General features: G+C 41.6%; 16 protein-coding genes. All 16 read right to left on the bottom strand.

What is annotated here, in order from left to right:
• Positions 1-344, bottom strand: a 344-nt coding sequence (locus A2003_RS10695) for a cold shock domain-containing protein (protein ID WP_286687329.1), incomplete at its 3' end; no start/stop codon positions are given.
• A 96-nt stretch (positions 345-440) separates the two neighbouring features.
• Positions 441-734, bottom strand: coding sequence for a cold shock domain-containing protein (locus tag A2003_RS10690; protein WP_004914276.1), 294 nt, complete (start codon positions 732-734; stop codon positions 441-443).
• 114 nt (positions 735-848) lie between these two features.
• Complete coding sequence (upp, locus tag A2003_RS10685) at positions 849-1,484, bottom strand: uracil phosphoribosyltransferase (RefSeq protein ID WP_004914278.1); 636 nt, start codon at positions 1,482-1,484, stop codon at positions 849-851.
• A 114-nt stretch (positions 1,485-1,598) separates the two neighbouring features.
• The gene (gene nuoN, locus A2003_RS10680) at positions 1,599-3,095 is read right to left on the bottom strand and encodes an NADH-quinone oxidoreductase subunit NuoN (protein ID WP_004914279.1); all 1,497 of its coding nucleotides are present in this window, start codon (positions 3,093-3,095) and stop codon (positions 1,599-1,601) included.
• Between the two features lie 3 nt (positions 3,096-3,098).
• Positions 3,099-4,697, bottom strand: a complete 1,599-nt coding sequence (gene nuoM / locus A2003_RS10675) for an NADH-quinone oxidoreductase subunit M (protein WP_004952461.1) — start codon at positions 4,695-4,697, stop codon at positions 3,099-3,101.
• A gap of 1 nt (position 4,698) precedes the next feature.
• Positions 4,699-6,594, bottom strand: coding sequence for an NADH-quinone oxidoreductase subunit L (nuoL, locus tag A2003_RS10670; protein ID WP_004914283.1), 1,896 nt, complete (start codon positions 6,592-6,594; stop codon positions 4,699-4,701).
• The gene (gene nuoK, locus A2003_RS10665; RefSeq protein WP_004914285.1) at positions 6,591-6,899 is read right to left on the bottom strand and encodes an NADH-quinone oxidoreductase subunit NuoK; all 309 of its coding nucleotides are present in this window, start codon (positions 6,897-6,899) and stop codon (positions 6,591-6,593) included. The genes nuoL and nuoK overlap by 4 nt, the downstream gene beginning before the upstream one ends.
• Entirely contained in the window at positions 6,899-7,417 is a 519-nt protein-coding gene (gene nuoJ, locus A2003_RS10660) for an NADH-quinone oxidoreductase subunit J (RefSeq protein WP_171053817.1), read from the bottom strand. Before nuoJ ends, nuoK begins: the two co-directional genes overlap by 1 nt.
• Positions 7,417-7,959 carry an NADH-quinone oxidoreductase subunit NuoI gene (gene nuoI, locus A2003_RS10655; protein ID WP_004914290.1) on the bottom strand — a complete coding sequence of 181 codons (543 nt, stop codon included), beginning with the start codon at positions 7,957-7,959 and terminating at the stop codon, positions 7,417-7,419. The genes nuoJ and nuoI overlap by 1 nt, the downstream gene beginning before the upstream one ends.
• Positions 7,960-7,977: 18 nt before the next feature.
• On the bottom strand, positions 7,978-8,994 hold the full coding sequence (nuoH, locus tag A2003_RS10650) for an NADH-quinone oxidoreductase subunit NuoH (protein WP_004914292.1): 1,017 nt from the start codon (positions 8,992-8,994) through the stop codon (positions 7,978-7,980).
• Positions 8,995-8,997: 3 nt separating this feature from the next.
• Positions 8,998-11,682 (bottom strand): NADH-quinone oxidoreductase subunit NuoG, encoded by a 2,685-nt coding sequence (gene nuoG / locus A2003_RS10645; RefSeq protein ID WP_286687328.1) that lies wholly within the window; start codon positions 11,680-11,682, stop codon positions 8,998-9,000.
• 11 nt (positions 11,683-11,693) lie between these two features.
• Entirely contained in the window at positions 11,694-13,019 is a 1,326-nt protein-coding gene (gene nuoF / locus A2003_RS10640) for an NADH-quinone oxidoreductase subunit NuoF (protein ID WP_004952448.1), read from the bottom strand.
• Entirely contained in the window at positions 13,016-13,525 is a 510-nt protein-coding gene (gene nuoE / locus A2003_RS10635) for an NADH-quinone oxidoreductase subunit NuoE (protein ID WP_004638051.1), read from the bottom strand. The genes nuoF and nuoE overlap by 4 nt, the downstream gene beginning before the upstream one ends.
• A gap of 12 nt (positions 13,526-13,537) precedes the next feature.
• Entirely contained in the window at positions 13,538-15,325 is a 1,788-nt protein-coding gene (gene nuoC, locus A2003_RS10630) for an NADH-quinone oxidoreductase subunit C/D (protein WP_286687327.1), read from the bottom strand.
• A gap of 88 nt (positions 15,326-15,413) precedes the next feature.
• Entirely contained in the window at positions 15,414-16,091 is a 678-nt protein-coding gene (locus A2003_RS10625) for a NuoB/complex I 20 kDa subunit family protein (RefSeq protein WP_004881335.1), read from the bottom strand.
• Positions 16,092-16,097: 6 nt separating this feature from the next.
• Positions 16,098-16,649, bottom strand: coding sequence for an NADH-quinone oxidoreductase subunit A (ndhC, locus tag A2003_RS10620; RefSeq protein ID WP_004914305.1), 552 nt, complete (start codon positions 16,647-16,649; stop codon positions 16,098-16,100).
• Positions 16,650-16,999 lie beyond the last annotated feature (350 nt).

Here is a 16,999-nt window from a genome sequence, read left to right as displayed (position 1 = left end):
AAAATTGCAATCACAATCAAGCCAATAATCATAAAAGTCATACCTTTATGATTTGCATGTTTTTGCTGTGAGACCGATTTATTTTGAGTAGATGAGTTGTTGGCATAGTTTGGATAATCAATATATGCTTGTTTTTGATCTAAGCGCACAATATTTGCAGCTTTAAACTTTCCATTATTATCTTCAACGATCAAAAATTTTAGTTTTTCACCAATTTTAGGTTCACCAGATGCTTTTGGAAAATCTTTGATATGGAAGAAAACATCAGTTTGATGACCATCTACCTTAATAAAGCCAAAACCTCTTTCTGTATCGTATTTTTTTATTTTTCCTTCAACAAACATTTTGCACTCAATTTTTCATGTTTTGGTTATTCTAATAAAAAAGAGACCCTAAAGCCTCTTTTCTCATGATATTTCAATCAAAGATTACGGTAATGATCAACGTCTTAAGTTTGATAACAATTCATTGGTAATCGACTTATTGTGATCCATGATTTTGTTTTTCTTAGTTTTAGCTGGGTTAGGATCAACGCGCTCAATTTTAATTGCTTTATATTTACCTTGATTTTCTACAACTGAAAACTTCACTTTTTCATTGCGCTTAGGTTCACCTTCAGCTGCAGGGTAATCTGAGATATGAAAAAAGATATCTTCACCATTCGATGCAATAAAACCAAATCCTTTCTCAGGATTATATTGCTTAATTTTCCCGTGGTAGAGCTCTTGCTTCATGACATTTATCCTACTTTACGATGATGCTCATCATACTATATAGAAAATAAAAAAGAGACTTGCTATTTCCCTTTCAAATCACAGAAATAAAAAGTATCTTTTTATATTTAAAAATTAATCTTTTTGCACACTTCCAAAGATTTTATCGCCTGCATCACCCAAACCAGGCACGATATAACCTTCTTCATTCAGGCCTTGATCAATTGAAGCCGTATAAATACGAACATCAGGGTGTGCAGCTTCAACTTTTGCAATCCCTTCAGGCGCGGCAACCAAAATCATCACTCGAATATCTTTACAGCCACTTGCTTTCAATACATCAATTGCAGCAATCAATGAATTACCCGTTGCAAGCATAGGATCAATAATCATCGCCAAACGATTAGCGACATCTGGCACTAGCTTTTTATAGTATGTGCGAACTTCTAAAGTTGCTTCGTCACGTTCTAAACCTAAAACACTCACCTTTGCACTTGGAATCAGGTTAAGTACGCCTTCTAGCATTCCAATTCCTGCACGAAGAATCGGAACAATCGTGATTTTTTTCCCTGCAATACGTTGAGTTGTTACTTTCCCTGCCCACCCATCAATTTCGTGATCCACAACAGATAAGTCCTTTGTTGCTTCATACGTCAATAGCATCGTAACTTCTTGCGCTAATTCACGAAAGTTCTTGGTACTAATGTCAGAGCGACGAAGTAAACCAAGTTTATGGCGAATAAGCGGATGACGAATTTCTTGAATCGACACGAGTAAGTACCTAGCTAATATAAATATTCGCTTATTATAAAGTGTTTTTTTACTATTCAATAAAAAAGCCCCCAGTTTTGGAGGCTTTTTTGTACAAATCAGATTATCGGATGATTACTGTTGCTGAGATAACATGAAATGTAATGGAGAAAGAATCTCTGATTTCAATGCTAAATTGATCATTGGATCTGGATAGATACCTAAGAACAATACCAACAATGCAGCACCTAGTACCATGATCCCACCAACTTTAGTTCCCCAATGCGCATCAGCATCAATACGAGGAGTATCTGGTGAAGTCATGTACATAACAACCATGACACGCAAATAGTAGTATAAACCGATACCACTACCCACAACGATCATTGCAGCTAAGAACCAGTGTTGAGTTGTTACTGCAGCCATAACCACAAGGAACTTACCAATAAAGCCCGCTGTTAATGGGATACCAGCTAGCGATAACATCATCACTGTTAATGTTGCAGTCAAAATCGGACGACGCCAGAACAAACCACGGTAGTCAGCAAGACTTTGTGCTTCATCCACGTTGTTATAAGGGCTCGACATTAACGTAACTGCACCAAACGCACCGATTGTTGTAAGTACATAAGTAATCACATAAACCGTCACGCTACCAAGGCTCGCATAAGTCATGCTAATTAAAGCAATTAACAAATAACCAAAGTGAGCAATCGACGAATAACCAAGAATACGTTTCAAGTTTACTTGACGTACTGCAAGTAAGTTACCTACTAAAATTGACAATACAGCAATAATTGTAAGAACTGTTACCAGCGATTCAACTAGGATTGCACCTGATGCCAATAGGTAACGTACAAACAAACCAATCGTTGCTACTTTCGCAGCTGTCGCCAAGAATGTTGCCATCGGTGCTGGAGCACCTGCATACACATCTGGTGTCCATTTGTGGAATGGAGCAAGTGACAGTTTAAACGCAACAGCAAAGATGATTAAGCCTAAGCCCAATAACACCATTGGTTGTTTGATTGCAGTGAATAACGCTTGTACAGAATCATAGAATGATAATGAACCTGTATAAGCATAAATATACGCCATACCCATTAACAACATTGCAGATGCCGTCGCTGAAAGCACAAGATATTTAATCCCTGCTTCCAAAGATTGGCTGCGCTGATGGGTATATGCCAACATACCATATACTGGAATTGACATTAATTCTAAGCTGATAAAGAACGAAGCATAATGAGAGCTAGCAACCATCAACATCGCACCTGCTACTGAACACAGTAGCAAGATGTACAACTCTTCGCGATTGTCTTTATATGTCTCAATATAAGCATGTGACAAAGTACAACATGCCAAAGCTGCGATCAAAATCATGAATTGATAGAGCATGGTAAATGGATCAACCATAAACATGCCCATCACGTTTACAGGTGCATAGTGACCTGTATACGCAGTGTATGCGATAAAAATTGCAGCGAGGTTAAGCCCCACAACTGAAGTTGTTGCGATTAAATTATGATTACGTTTAATCGAAATCAATAACATCACAACAATTGCAGTCAACGCCACAATCATCACAGGGACGAGCGGCATAAGTTCAGAAAAAGAAAGTGTGAAGTTCATGGTTTATTGCATCTCCACATGCTCAAGTTGAGTTGCTGTCTGCTGAACAGTTTCAACAACTTCTTGTACTGGCATATAACTATTTACCAACCATTGCATGCTTGAATGCGATACATCCAAGAATGTTTGTGGGTAAATACCTAACCAAACCAAACCGATCACACAGATCATCAAGATAGTAACTTCACGTGCTGATAAATCTTTTAATGGGCTTGTATAGTGCTGCTGTTGCTCTGGATTTGGTGTACCAAACAATGCTTTATGAATCAAAATCAAACCATAAAGACCAGCAAACACCAAGCTTACTGCCGCAATAATCGTGAATACAGGATAAGCTTTGAATGAACCCATCAAGATCAGGAATTCACCAATAAAGTTACCTAAACCTGGTACACCTACAAGTGCAGCTACAAAGAACATTAAGAAAAATGGAAGGTACTGCAGCTGACCGCGTAAACCACCCATTAAGCGTAAATCACGTGTATGTAAACGCTCATAAACCTGACCAGACATGATAAATAATGCAGCAGATGATAAGCCATGTGCCAACATCATGATCATAAGACCTTGGAATGTCAGGATATTACCTGCGTAAATAGCAAGTAAGATGAAACCCATGTGCGAAATAGACGTATACGCAAGCAAACGTTTCATATCTGTTTGCTGGTACGCTAAGAATGCACCGTAGAAAATACCAATTAAACCAAGAATGATCGCAATATCAGCAAATTGTGCTGATGCTGCTGGGAAGAATGGGATAACGAAACGAAGTAAACCATAGGCTGCTGTTTTAATCAAAATACCAGCTAAGTCCACAGAACCTGCAGTTGGTGCTTGTGCATGTGCATCAGGTAACCAACCATGTAATGGGAACACAGGTAATTTCACAGCAAAACCGATGAAGAAACATAGCATAAATGCATAAGCAACTTCAGGCGGTAAGTGGTTCGCCACAGCCAATAGATAGTTGTAATCGAAGCCAATCATACCTGTCATCATGTATCCATAAACCACAAGGCCTAAGATACCGATCAACATGATCAAACCAGCAATTTGCGTGTATAAGAAGAACTTGGTTGCAGCATAAACACGTGAACGACCATTCGAGCCTTTATGACCCCATAACGCAATCAAGAAGTAGATTGGTACGAGCATCATCTCCCAGAAGAAGAAAAACAGGAATAAGTCAATCGCTAAGAATACACCGATAACACCACCTAAACTCCACAGGAGGTTTAAGTGGAAGAAACCAACATTCTTTTGGATCTCACCCCATGAACAACCAACCGCAAGTACACCAAGTAATGCTGTCAGTAATACCATGAGTAAAGATAAACCATCCACTGCCAAGTGAATGCTAATGCCTAGTGTCTGAATCCAAGGTAAATGGAACTCAGCCGCCCAAGTTGGGACTTTACCACCCAACTCGTAACTAAATGTACCACTTTGCCAAAGTGCAATGCCTAAACCAAAGGTAATAAGCATACCAATTAAGGCAATCCAACGCGGTAATTGTTGGTCGAATTTATCAACCAACCAACAAATAAAACCAGCAATGAAAGGAACTAAAATCAGTGCGGGTAAAATTAAATTGTTTTCCATTTTATTTCCCCACAACCTGAATCACGATCAAGATCATCAATAGCACCACTACACCGAGTGACATGCTTGATGCGTATTCACGTAATGAACCTGTTTGACGCGAGCTAGTAAAGGTATTACCACCTTTTACAATCGCAGGTAGTACTAGCCATAAACCATCAACTGGATCACGGCCTAAGATTTTCGCAATCAATAAATAAGGTTTGACGAATACGATGTCATACAAAGCATCAAAACCAAATGCGGTACGGCAAATATGTGCTAAACCAGCGCCCAATGATGTTTGAGCAAATGATTTAACAGCACCATATGCAAAGGCAAATAGGAAGATACCTACTGCTAAACCAGCAAGTGCAATACCACTCGCCAAATGTTCTGCATGTACAACAGCTTCATGTAAAGCTTCAGGGATAACAAAACTTGGAATGCTTGCAGCAGTCAATAAATTTGCAACTGGTGCTTGCAAGAAATAACCAATTCCTGTTGATAACACAGCAAGAATCGCAAGTGGTGCCCAATATGTCACACCATGAATTGCATGCGCATGTGTTTTTTCTTCACCGAAGAATACGACCCAAATTAGACGGAACGTATAAATAGAAGTTAAGAACGCGCCCGCTACACCAACCCAATACAATGTGTTGTAAAGTGGAATGTTTGCAATTGTAGACTGTGCATATACTGCACCTAAGATGGCATCTTTAGAGAAGAAACCAACAGTTACGATTGGAAGTGCAGCCAATGCGCCACCACCGATGACGAAACACCAAAATACGAATGGAATCTTTTTACGTAATCCACCCATTTTGAAAATGTTTTGTTCGTGATGACATGCAAGAATTACGGCACCCGAAGAAAGGAACAATAATGCTTTGAAGAATGCATGAGCCAACATGTGGAACAAACCAGCTTGGTAAGCTTCAGCACCGACAGCCATAAACATATAACCTAACTGACTCATAGTTGAGTAAGCCAAGATACGTTTGATGTCGGTTTGAACTAGCGCTGCAAAACCAGCCACAAGCAATGTCACAGCACCTGTAATCGAGATGAACTGCATCACTTCTGGTGCCATTTCCATCACGGAGAACATACGGCAGCATAAGTACACACCTGCTGTAACCATTGTCGCAGCATGGATCAATGCAGATACTGGTGTCGGACCTGCCATCGCATCAGCTAACCATGTTTGTAATGGAATTTGCGCTGATTTACCTGCTGCACCCAAGAACAACATTAATGCTGTCCAAATTGACAATGATGAGCTTTGCGTCATTACAGTCGCTGCATTTTCAACGATGTACTGAGTATTCAAAGTACCAAATTGTTGATAAAGCAAGAACAATGCGATGAGTAAGAATACGTCACCGACACGTGTTACTGTAAATGCTTTGATTGCTGCCCAACCATTTGCAGGATTAGAGTAATAGAAACCAATCAGTAAGTAAGAGCACAGCCCCACGCCTTCCCAACCTAAGAACAATAACGCTAAGTTATCACCAAGTACCAACAACAACATGCTGGCAACGAATAGGTTGAAATAAGAGAAGAAACGCGCGTAATCCTCTTCACCACGCATGTACCATGATGCAAAGATATGAATCAGAAAACCTACGCCTGTAATCATGCCCGTCATTAATAATGACAAGCCATCAAGATGTAAGCTAATACCTGGCTCAAAACCGCCAACACTGAACCAAGTCCATAAATGTTGAACAAAAACGGTTTGACCACTGCTCGTAAAAGCAAGACCAGCAATTAAAGCAAATAGAGCAGATAAACCAACTGAACCAACACCAATAATGGCAGCTACATTTTCAGAAAGTTTATTGCGCCCTGCCGCTAAAAGGATAAAACCAATGAGCGGGAATAAAACGGTTAAATATAATGTACTCATCCGCGCATCTCACTAGCAGCATCAACATCCAAGTGATGGAAGCGATGATAAAACTGAAGGACGATCGCAAGACCGATACACGCCTCGGCAGCAGCAAGTGTCAAAATTAAAATAAACATCACTTGACCATCTGGCTGAGACCAAACGCTACCTGCTAGGACAAATGCTAATGCAGCAGCATTCATCATGATTTCAAGGCTCATTAGCATAAATAATAGGTTGCGACGCACCATTACACCGTAAAAACCCAGTGCAAAAAGGATGGTTGCGACAATCAAACCATGTTCTAAAGGGATGTGTCCCATTATTCTTTATCCTCTTCTGCACTTGGTTCACGTTTGCCTAAGTGATATGCAGCAACAAGGGCTGCAAGCAACAACATCGCGGCAACTTCTACCAATAATAGATAGTGAGTAAATAACGCTTGACCTACGGCTTTAGGACCTACAATTTCTAAGCCCATTGGTGCAGAAATCGTGGTGTATTCACCGTTTAACATCCAAACAAGTGTCAAACCTAAGATAAAACTCAACATTGCAGGATATGCCCATGCATCTGAGGTTAACCATTTACTTTCTTGTTCAACTGTTTCTTGACCTAGGTTGAGCATCATCACAACGAAGACAAACAAAACCATGATCGCGCCTGCATAGACAATGATTTCAAGTGCAGCCGCAAACGGTGCACCCACAATCATGAAAATACCAGCAACGGCGAGCAATGAAACAATCAAGCTTAATAACGCATGTACAGGGTTCGTGTTAGTTACAACACGAACTGTCGAAACAATGGCCACAAGTGCCATCAAATAAAATGGCCACATCATGGTAATAAGCTCCGTACATCAACTGGTGCACTTTCTTTTTGTGCTTGGCCTTTGTCTTTACCTGTTACAGCCATACCTGTTACACGGTAGAAGTTATAATCAGGATATTTACCAGGACCTGAGATGAGTAAGTTTTCTTTCTCATAAACCAAATCTTGACGAACGTATTCAGCAAGCTCGAAATCAGGCGTCATTTGAATAGCAGTTGTAGGACATGCTTCTTCACACATACCGCAGAAAATGCAACGTGAGAAGTTAATACGGAAAAATTCTGGATACCAACGCCCATCTTCTTTTTCCGCTTTTTGCAATGAAATACAGCCTACTGGACAAGCAACCGCACAAAGGTTACATGCTACGCAACGCTCTTCACCATCAGGATCACGCGTCAAGATAATACGACCACGAAAGCGTGGAGGTACAATTTGTTCAGCTGGTACTTCTGGATATAAAATCGTGTCACGTTTACGCGTGGCATGGCTAAACACCATCCACAACGAACGTACAATCGATCCAAATCCAGCTAGAATTTTATACATTTTGTACTCCCTGCTGTCCTAGGCCTGATTCATCAGAATCACAGCACCAGTCACTAACAAGTTGACCAACGCCAATGGCAAACAAACTTTCCAACCAAAATTCATGACTTGGTCATAACGTGGACGCATTAAAGAACCACGCGCCAAGACAAACATCATTACAAAGAATGCTGTTTTAATTACGAACCAGAAAACTGGTGGAACAAATGGAATTTCTAAGTTAAATGGAGCTAACCATCCACCGAAGAATAAAGTGACGATCAAAGCTGAGATTAATACCACGTTGACATACTCTGCAACGAAGAACATCCCCCACTTCATACCACCATATTCAACATGGTAACCTTCAGCTAACTCTTGTTCAGCTTCTGGTTGGTCAAATGGATGACGGTGAGTCACTGCTACACCTGCGACCACGAAGATCAAGAAACCAATGAATTGTGGAATGATGAACCACATATCACGTTGAGCTTCAACAATCTCACGAAGGTTAAATGATCCCGCAATAGCAACCACACCCATTAATGAGATACCCAAGAACACTTCATAAGAAATGGTTTGAGCAGCAGAACGAAGACCACCAAGCAATGAGTATTTGTTGTTAGATGCCCAACCACCAAATAACACTGCATAGACTGCGATACCCGCCATTGCCATAAAGAACAACAGACCGATGCTCATATCAGCAACGCCCAAATATGGACTTACTGGGATAACCATAAATGAAAGTACCGCAGTTGCCATTGCAACTGCTGGTGCTAGACGGAAAGTCAATTTATCAGCAAACTTTGGTGTCCAGTCTTCCTTAAACATGATCTTGAGCATGTCAGCTACGATCTGGAACATACCTCCAGGACCGACACGGTTAGGACCATAACGATCTTGCCACAATGCCAAGAGACGACGTTCGATAAATGACATCAATGCAGCGATAAGAACCACAACCAACAAGATCACGATCGCTTGAATCACTGAATAAGCGATTGGCCAGTTCTCAGCCCAAAGTGGCGTTTGACGTATAATTTCTTGATTCATGAATTACACTCCTACCGCCACAGACACAGGCTCAGCTAATGAAACTGTTGGTGCTAAACCAATTGGATAACCAATATAGCCTGTTGGTAAATATTCAATCACTTGTACAGGTAAGCTAATGCTTGTTTCGCCTGCTTGTATTGTAATACGTTGACCGTCTTGAACATTTAAACGTGTTGCATCTTGTTCACCAACAGCAAACATCGCTTCAGGAATACGAGATTCCATTGCAGGTGTTTTAATCGTAAATTCACCAGAACCAAAGATATGGTGCATTGGTACAAGACGGAAACTTTCAGGGTTCACTACAACAGCAGTTGGTGCCACATAGCTACGTGCAGGACGTTTAGCTAAACGATCAAATAGACGCACACCTGAATCACCGCCTTTTAAGTGACCACCCACTTCATCTTGGTATTTATTCCAAGCTTGTGGCGAGTTCCAACCTGCAGACCATGCGAAAGGTACTAGCGAAGAAGCTGTCTGATTACCGACATAACCTTCCATAGAGAATGTTAATGCTGAATCTAGATCAGTTGGCTGTTTAGGTTCATGAACAGATAATGGCGCGCGCATTGCTGTACGACCAGAATAACGACGTGGTTCACGCGCAATCTTCAAGCCATGGATACGATATCCTGCATCAGGTGCAACATCTTGAATGGCTTCAAGCACAGGAACATTCTTCACGATGTCATCAATCACATCATCAAGCAGTGTCCAATCTACAGCTTTGCCTTTGAGACCAGTCTCAACGGCATGTAACCAACGCCAAGATTCTTTGATTGCATATTCAGGCTTGTAATAGCTTGGGTCATATACTTGATAGAAACGTTGCGCACGACCTTCTTGGCTCACAACAGTACCATCACCCTCTGCAAAACTTGCAGCAGAAAGAACGATATCTGCTAGTTTCAGAGTTTCTGTTTCACTATGATCCAATACGATTACGGCTTCAGCTTTCTCAAGTGCAGCTTTGACTTGTGCAACTGGTAAACGACGAGTTAAGTCATTTTCAACCACAACAACAGCATCATACTCTTGAGCAAATGCCTGTTCTAAGCTTAAACCACCGAATAATGCTAGACCCATTGAGTTCACTTCAGGAACCGTCAAAGATAAACCAGCATTTTCACCAAGATTCTGTGCAACTTGTGCAGCAGCTTCCATAATCGCTGAATCTTGCAAGCTTGTACCAGAGATAATCAATGGTTTTTTCGCCGCTTTTAAAGTGTCAGCAATCGTTTGTGCAAATGCTTTTGCATCATCGTCAAGACCAGATACTGTTTCACCTTTTACAGCAGCAGCGACAGCAAAACCTAAACGCGCAATATCGTTTGGAGAAGCAACAACTTCACCTGTTGCAACATCCGCTAAACGCGTTTGTGTTGCAGCAAGAATATAAATCGGTGATTTTGCTTCTTGGCCAATACGTTGCACAGGCTCTGCTAACCAGTCAGGAGTACGCGTTTTCGCAGCCATTTCTTTCGCTTTATTTTTCGCAGCTTGGCGAACTGATAAAGCCATACGTGGTGCTGTTTGCGTTAAGTCTTCACCCAAGATTAGAACTGCATCATAGCTCTCAATTTCACGCATGTTCGGGTTATAAATACCCTGTGTTTGCATGATTGAAGCAGCTAACTCAACCAAGTTCTGCTCTTTTTGAGACATACCTGTTGAATAGTTGGCTTGACCAACAAGTTGGCGAAGTGCGTAGTTTGATTCCAAGCTTGCACGAGGAGAACCGATACCTAGAACTTTCTTACCTTTAAGCTGTGCAATGACTTGATCAAGTGCCTGATCAACACTCACAGTTGCAACAGTTTCACCGTTACGGAATTGAGGTTGGCGTGGACGATCTTCACGATTGACATAACCCGTACCGAAACGACCTTTATCGCAAAGGAAGTATTGGTTTACTGAACCATTAAAACGGTTTTCTACACGACGGATTTCACCATAACGCTCACCTGGAGAGATGTTACAGCCCGAAGAACAGCCATGACATACGCTCGGAGCATACTGCATATCCCATTTACGGTTATAACGTGCAGAGTGCGTTTTATCAGTAAATACACCTGTTGGGCAGACTTCAGTCAAGTTACCAGAGAATTCAGATTCTAAAGTACCTGATTCCGGACGACCGAAATAAACACGTGATGCATTCGCATAAACACCAAAGTCGGTACCACCCGCATAGTCTTTATAGTAACGAACACAACGGTAACAAGCGATACAACGGTTCATTTCATGTGCAATAAAAGAACCTAACTCTTGGTTATGATGTGTACGTTTCGTAAAGCGATAGCGACGACGATCGTGCTGAGTCATGACCGTCATATCTTGTAAATGACAGTGACCACCTTCTTCACAGACTGGACAGTCATGTGGGTGATTCGTCATCAAGAATTCAACAATCGATGCACGAAACTCTGTTGCTTCTTTGTCTTCAATCGAAATGTAAGTATTGTCAGCGGCTGGTGTCATACAAGACATTACCAAACGCCCACGTGTGTCCTCAGGATTCGCGTATTGAGTTACCGCACATTGACGACAAGAACCAACAGAACCTAAGGATGGGTGCCAACAAAAATACGGGATATCGATGCCAAGGCTTAAACATGCTTGTAGCAAGTTCTCTGAGCCATTGACTTCATACGATTTTCCATCGACATGAATTGTAGCCATAGTCGAATTCCTTAAACCTGTTCTACATCGCGAGTAGCTGCATGGGTTTTAACCTTTGCCTCAAACTCATGACGGAAATATTTTAATGCGCCCATCAGTGGCTCCATCGCACCTGGTGCGTGGGCACAGAAAGTCTTACCAATCCACAACTTTTTAGTGAGTTCAGACAGATGTTGAATATCTTCCATCTTACCTTCACCACTTTCGAGTGCTTTCAGTGCTTTAACAGCCCATGGCAAACCATCACGGCATGGCGTACACCAACCACACGATTCACGCGCAAAGAATTCTTCTAAATTACGGGTCGCTGAAACCATACATTGGGTTTCATCTACCACCATCAACAAACATGTTCCTAAACGTGAACCTGCCTTCATGATGCTTTCAGCATCCATTGGTAAGTCAATATGTTCAGCAGCTAAAAAGTCTGTTGATGCTCCACCCGGCAACCATGCTTTCAGTGTTAAACCATCACGCATACCACCTGCATGATCTTCAATCACTTCACGTGCAGTTGTACCAAATGGCAACTCCCAAAGACCAGGGAATTTCACCTTACCTGATGCACCGTAGATCTTCGTACCAGGGTCTTTAGACTTATGTGCAGAAAGGTTGATATACCATTCTGGACCACGCAACATAATCGCTGGCAAGTTATTGTAGGTTTCTACGTTGTTTACAATCGTTGGACGACCCCATGCACCCGCAACTTGTGGGAATGGTGGTTTGGTACGTGGATTGGCACGACGACCTTCAAGCGAGTTGATTAATGCAGTTTCTTCACCGCAGATATAACGACCTGCACCTGTATGAACATACATTTCGAAGTTCCAGCCACTACCTAGGATGTTTTCACCTAGATAACCTTTGGCACGGATTTGCTCTAATGCTTCATTCAAGTATTGAGCAGCTTCGATATATTCACCACGAATGAAGATATAACCATGAGTTGCCTCTAGGGTATAACCAGCAATCAACATACCTTCGATCAATTGATGTGGAAGCTTTTCCATCAACAAACGGTCTTTGAATGTTCCAGGTTCCATTTCATCAGCATTACAGATCAAATATCGTGGACCACCATCATTTGGTGCCATCAATGACCATTTAATTCCTGCTGGGAAACCTGCACCACCACGACCTTTAACCGTTGCAGCTTTAATGACGTCGAGTACATCTTTTGGAGGCATACTAAGTGCTTTTTTAAAGCCTGCATAACCTTCTAAAGCTTCGTATTCATCAGCATTGCGTACTGCATCTTGCTTACTCAAACGCCAAGTTAGCGGATGAGTTTCTGGATTACCGTCGCCATAAATTGGTTTTGGTTCAGTATTCATACATACTTCTCCAATAACTGTTTAACTGATGATACATCCACTAAACCGTGAGTATCTTCATCAATCATTAACGTTGGACCTTTGTCACAATTGCCTAAACAGCAAATTGGAAGCAAGGTGAAACGACCATCTGCTGTAGTTTGTCCGTATTGAATGCCTAACTCGCGCTGAAATGCTTCTGCTAAAGTTTCTGCACCCATTAAGAAGCAAGCAATCGAATCACATAATAAAATTACGTGACGACCTACAGGTTGGCGATAAATACGGTTGTAGAACGTTGCTACACCCTCTAAATCAGCCACACTGATAGTCAGCAATTGCGCAATTGCATTCATTTGAGCGTCATCTACCCAACCATTACGGCGTTGTACACACTTTAAAGCATCCAAAGAAGCTGCGCGTGGATACGGATAGTGACCAATGTGATGTTCAATCTCATGGATTTCGTCAGCAGTCAAAATCCCTTCAACATTCACACGTGGTTTTTTATCAGTCAAAATCATCATAATCGTTTACCCCTAGCGATCCACGTCAGCCATAACCACGTCAATGGTCGCCAAATAAATGATCAAGTCAGATACTAAGCTGCCGTTAATAACAGAAGGCATTTGCTGTAAATGAGTGAATGTTGGCGTACGAATACGAGTACGGTAGCTCATAGTTGACTTATCAGAAGTGAGGTAATACGTACTCGCACCTTTCACTACTTCAGTCATGAATGAAGACTCACCTGCAGGCATAACAGGACCCCATGACACGCTCAAGAAGTGCGTAATCAAGGTTTCAATATCTTGTAATGTCTTATCTTTCGGTGGTGGAACTGCCAATGGATGATCCGCTTTATATGGACCAGAAGGCATATTATCCAAGCACTGCTGAATGATTTTTAATGATTCAGTGATTTCACGGAAATGCACTAAAACACGCGCATATGCATCGCCTTCATATTCAACTGGAACATCAAAGTCGAAGTTCTCATAGCCACTGTACGGACGGTATTTACGCACATCAAAATCAATACCCGTTGCACGTAAACCAGTACCTGTCACACCCCAAGCTAACGCAGACTTAGCATCGTATTGCGCTACGTTACGCGTACGACCGATAAATACTGAGTTTTTAAGTGCAGCTGTGTAGTACTCGTTCAAACGTTTCGGCATCCACTCTAGCAACTCTTTAACAAGTTTTTGCCAGTTGTTTGGAAGGTCATGCGCCGTACCACCGATACGGAACCATGCTGGATGCATACGGTAGCCTGTAATCGCTTCAACGATGTCATAGACTTTCTGACGGTCTGCGAACATATAGAATACAGGCGTCATACCACCAGCATCCTGAATCGCTGTACCACAGAATAATAAATGGTTATTGATACGGAACAATTCGTTCAACATCACACGAATCACTTGCGCACGCTCTGGTACTTTAATCCCTGCGAGTTGCTCAACTGCCATTACATATGGCATGTTTTGCGCACAACCACCTAAGTAGTCAACACGATCCGTATAAGGGATGAATGAATGCCAAGTTTGACGTTCAGCCATCTTTTCCACACCACGGTGGTGATAACCGATATCAGGCACACAGTCTTTGACTTCTTCACCGTCCAACTGTAAAACCACACGGAAAGCACCATGTGCAGATGGATGGTTAGGACCTAAGTTGAGGAACATGAAGTCTTCATCAGCGTTACCGCGTTTTAGACCCCAGTCTTCTGGTACGAAACGTAAGTGTTCTTGTTCGAAATCTTGTTTCGCTTGATCTTGCATATATGGCGTATATTCTGTCGCACGCGCAGAATATTCTTTACGCAACGGATGACCTTCCCAATAAGTCGGCAACAAGATACGACGGAGCATTGGATGCCCTTCGAAATTGATCCCGAACATATCGTAAGCTTCACGTTCGTACCAGTTGGCATTTGGCCAAATATTGGTTGCCGTTGGAATGTTTAAATCATTTTCATTCAACGCAACTTTGATACGGATATCACTATTACGCTCAAGCGATAATAGATGATAGAACACAGTGAAGTCAGATGGAGGCAACCCATCACGGTTAACACGTAAACGCTCATCAACCGCAGACAAGTCAAACAGCATCACATAAGGACGTTCCACTTTACGGAGGAACATGAGGACTTCTTGCACGCGTGCGCGCTCAACCCAGACAGTTGGAAACTCTTCACAAGTCGCCTGCACGTAGAAGTTCTCACCAAATTTGGTTTTGAGCTCTTCTACAATTGCAAATGCTGGGCGTGAATCAACCTGAGTTGATTCTGGCATAGCAATGTCAGTTTCAGCCATTGGCTTGGCTTCCTATTTAATACAAATTCTGTCAATTTCCACGATGACCATATCCAATAAGCGATATGTCAAAAACTCATCGTTTAAATTATTTAATTTCATCCATAGAGCGTAGGTTTTTTACCGCAATACGATCAGCATTTTTACGGTCACGTTCTGGCATCATCTTTGGCTTATAAACAGGCTGAAGATCATCACCAATAACCGCTGAAAGTGGACGGCGCTCTAGTTGAATTTGGTCTTGAAGTAACATCAATGCTTGGATTAATGCTTCTGGACGAGGTGGACAGCCTGGGATGTACACATCAACAGGAATAATCTTGTCTACACCTTGCACCACAGAATAGATGTCGTACATACCACCAGAGTTTGCACAAGCACCCATTGAAATCACCCATTTTGGCTCCAACATTTGTTCATACAAACGTTGAATTACAGGTGCCATTTTGACAAAGCAAGTTCCTGCAACAATCATCAAATCCGCTTGACGAGGTGAAGCACGAATAACCTCTGCACCAAAACGTGATAAATCATGAACGCCAGTTAATGTAGTTGCATATTCAACGTAGCAGCATGATGTACCAAAGTTGAATGGCCACAAGGAGTTCTTACGCCCCCAGTTCACAGCTGTATGCAACACATCTTCAAGACGTGTCATCATCACACTTTTATTAACTTCTTCCTCTAATGGATCAGTTACGATCTGACGATCTTGCAATGGATATTGATCGGCATCTGGATTCGCACGGGTTAAAGTATATTTCATCCCGACTTACTCCTGTTTAAATGATGATGTAGTCGGTGTTTTAGATTTAACACGACCAGAAGACTGTGCTGGAATATGACCTGTAGGATCGACAACCAATTCTTCAATGTTATTGAATCGAGTGATCTCAGCAATATTCATATTTGGCGAACCAATTTTCATTGCTACACCTGCAGATTTACGACGATCTACTGGCGCCCAGTTCAACGCACCAACAGAAATGGCATAAATCAAGGCAATCAAGAGATCAACCACAAAAATCACAACCGTGGTAAATCCAAACCACCCTACTTCACGCACAGATGTAGACCACGCGTAGAGATAGAGAGCTTCAAGATCAAAAACAACAAAGAAAATGGCAACGAGATAGAATTTGGCTGACAAGCGAATACGAGCACCGCCCGCACCTACTACGCCTGATTCAAACTGCTCTTGCTTGGCACGCCCCCATGCTTTACCCCCAAGGAGTAAAGGGACTGTCAGCATAAAAACGCAAAGAAATGTAACGCCGATCACGAAAGCGATAATCGCCCAATCGTATGGAGTAATGGCACTCATGCGGGGATAACTCCTGGCAGGCCTATTTTTAACAAAGAATGTATGTATTGGCCTTCAAATACACCAAACACAAAATTAATCCCGCCAATTGTACCTGATTTCTAATTTCTCATGCTAGTTGAAGCGCTTTAGTCTTTTGGATGATTTTGTTCATAAATTTACTGATATATATAAGATCAGTGTTAATTCACCCTCAAAAATCGATTAATCAAATCACGTATAAGTTATTAATCATTTTTTTCTATATTTATGCGCCAAAAACATTCTTCTTTTACAAGCCATGCGCAAAAATATAACAACATGAACCAAATGATTGTATAAGCATAAATTTATGGTGAAATTTTAAACAA

The sequence above is a fragment of the Acinetobacter sp. GWC1_38_13 genome, assembly GCF_001767535.1.
GTDB lineage: Bacteria > Pseudomonadota > Gammaproteobacteria > Pseudomonadales > Moraxellaceae > Acinetobacter > Acinetobacter junii.
The sequence above is the reverse complement of the archived record's forward strand: the minus strand, read 5'-3'. Positions and strand labels throughout refer to the sequence as shown.

Excerpts from the sequence above, each read along its gene's own strand:
- A2003_RS10690 (WP_004914276.1), bottom strand. The coding sequence starts at position 734 with ATGAAGCAAGAGCTCTACCACGGGAAAATTAAGCAATATAATCCTGAG.
- nuoN (WP_004914279.1), bottom strand. The coding sequence starts at position 3,095 with ATGAACTTCACACTTTCTTTTTCTGAACTTATGCCGCTCGTCCCTGTG.
- nuoM (WP_004952461.1), bottom strand. The coding sequence starts at position 4,697 with ATGGAAAACAATTTAATTTTACCCGCACTGATTTTAGTTCCTTTCATT.
- nuoL (WP_004914283.1), bottom strand. The coding sequence starts at position 6,594 with ATGAGTACATTATATTTAACCGTTTTATTCCCGCTCATTGGTTTTATC.
- nuoK (WP_004914285.1), bottom strand. The coding sequence starts at position 6,899 with ATGGGACACATCCCTTTAGAACATGGTTTGATTGTCGCAACCATCCTT.
- nuoJ (WP_171053817.1), bottom strand. The coding sequence starts at position 7,417 with ATGTGGCCATTTTATTTGATGGCACTTGTGGCCATTGTTTCGACAGTT.
- nuoI (WP_004914290.1), bottom strand. The coding sequence starts at position 7,959 with ATGTATAAAATTCTAGCTGGATTTGGATCGATTGTACGTTCGTTGTGG.
- nuoH (WP_004914292.1), bottom strand. The coding sequence starts at position 8,994 with ATGAATCAAGAAATTATACGTCAAACGCCACTTTGGGCTGAGAACTGG.
- nuoG (WP_286687328.1), bottom strand. The coding sequence starts at position 11,682 with ATGGCTACAATTCATGTCGATGGAAAATCGTATGAAGTCAATGGCTCA.
- nuoF (WP_004952448.1), bottom strand. The coding sequence starts at position 13,019 with ATGAATACTGAACCAAAACCAATTTATGGCGACGGTAATCCAGAAACT.
- nuoE (WP_004638051.1), bottom strand. The coding sequence starts at position 13,525 with ATGATGATTTTGACTGATAAAAAACCACGTGTGAATGTTGAAGGGATT.
- nuoC (WP_286687327.1), bottom strand. The coding sequence starts at position 15,325 with ATGGCTGAAACTGACATTGCTATGCCAGAATCAACTCAGGTTGATTCA.
- A2003_RS10625 (WP_004881335.1), bottom strand. The coding sequence starts at position 16,091 with ATGAAATATACTTTAACCCGTGCGAATCCAGATGCCGATCAATATCCA.
- ndhC (WP_004914305.1), bottom strand. The coding sequence starts at position 16,649 with ATGAGTGCCATTACTCCATACGATTGGGCGATTATCGCTTTCGTGATC.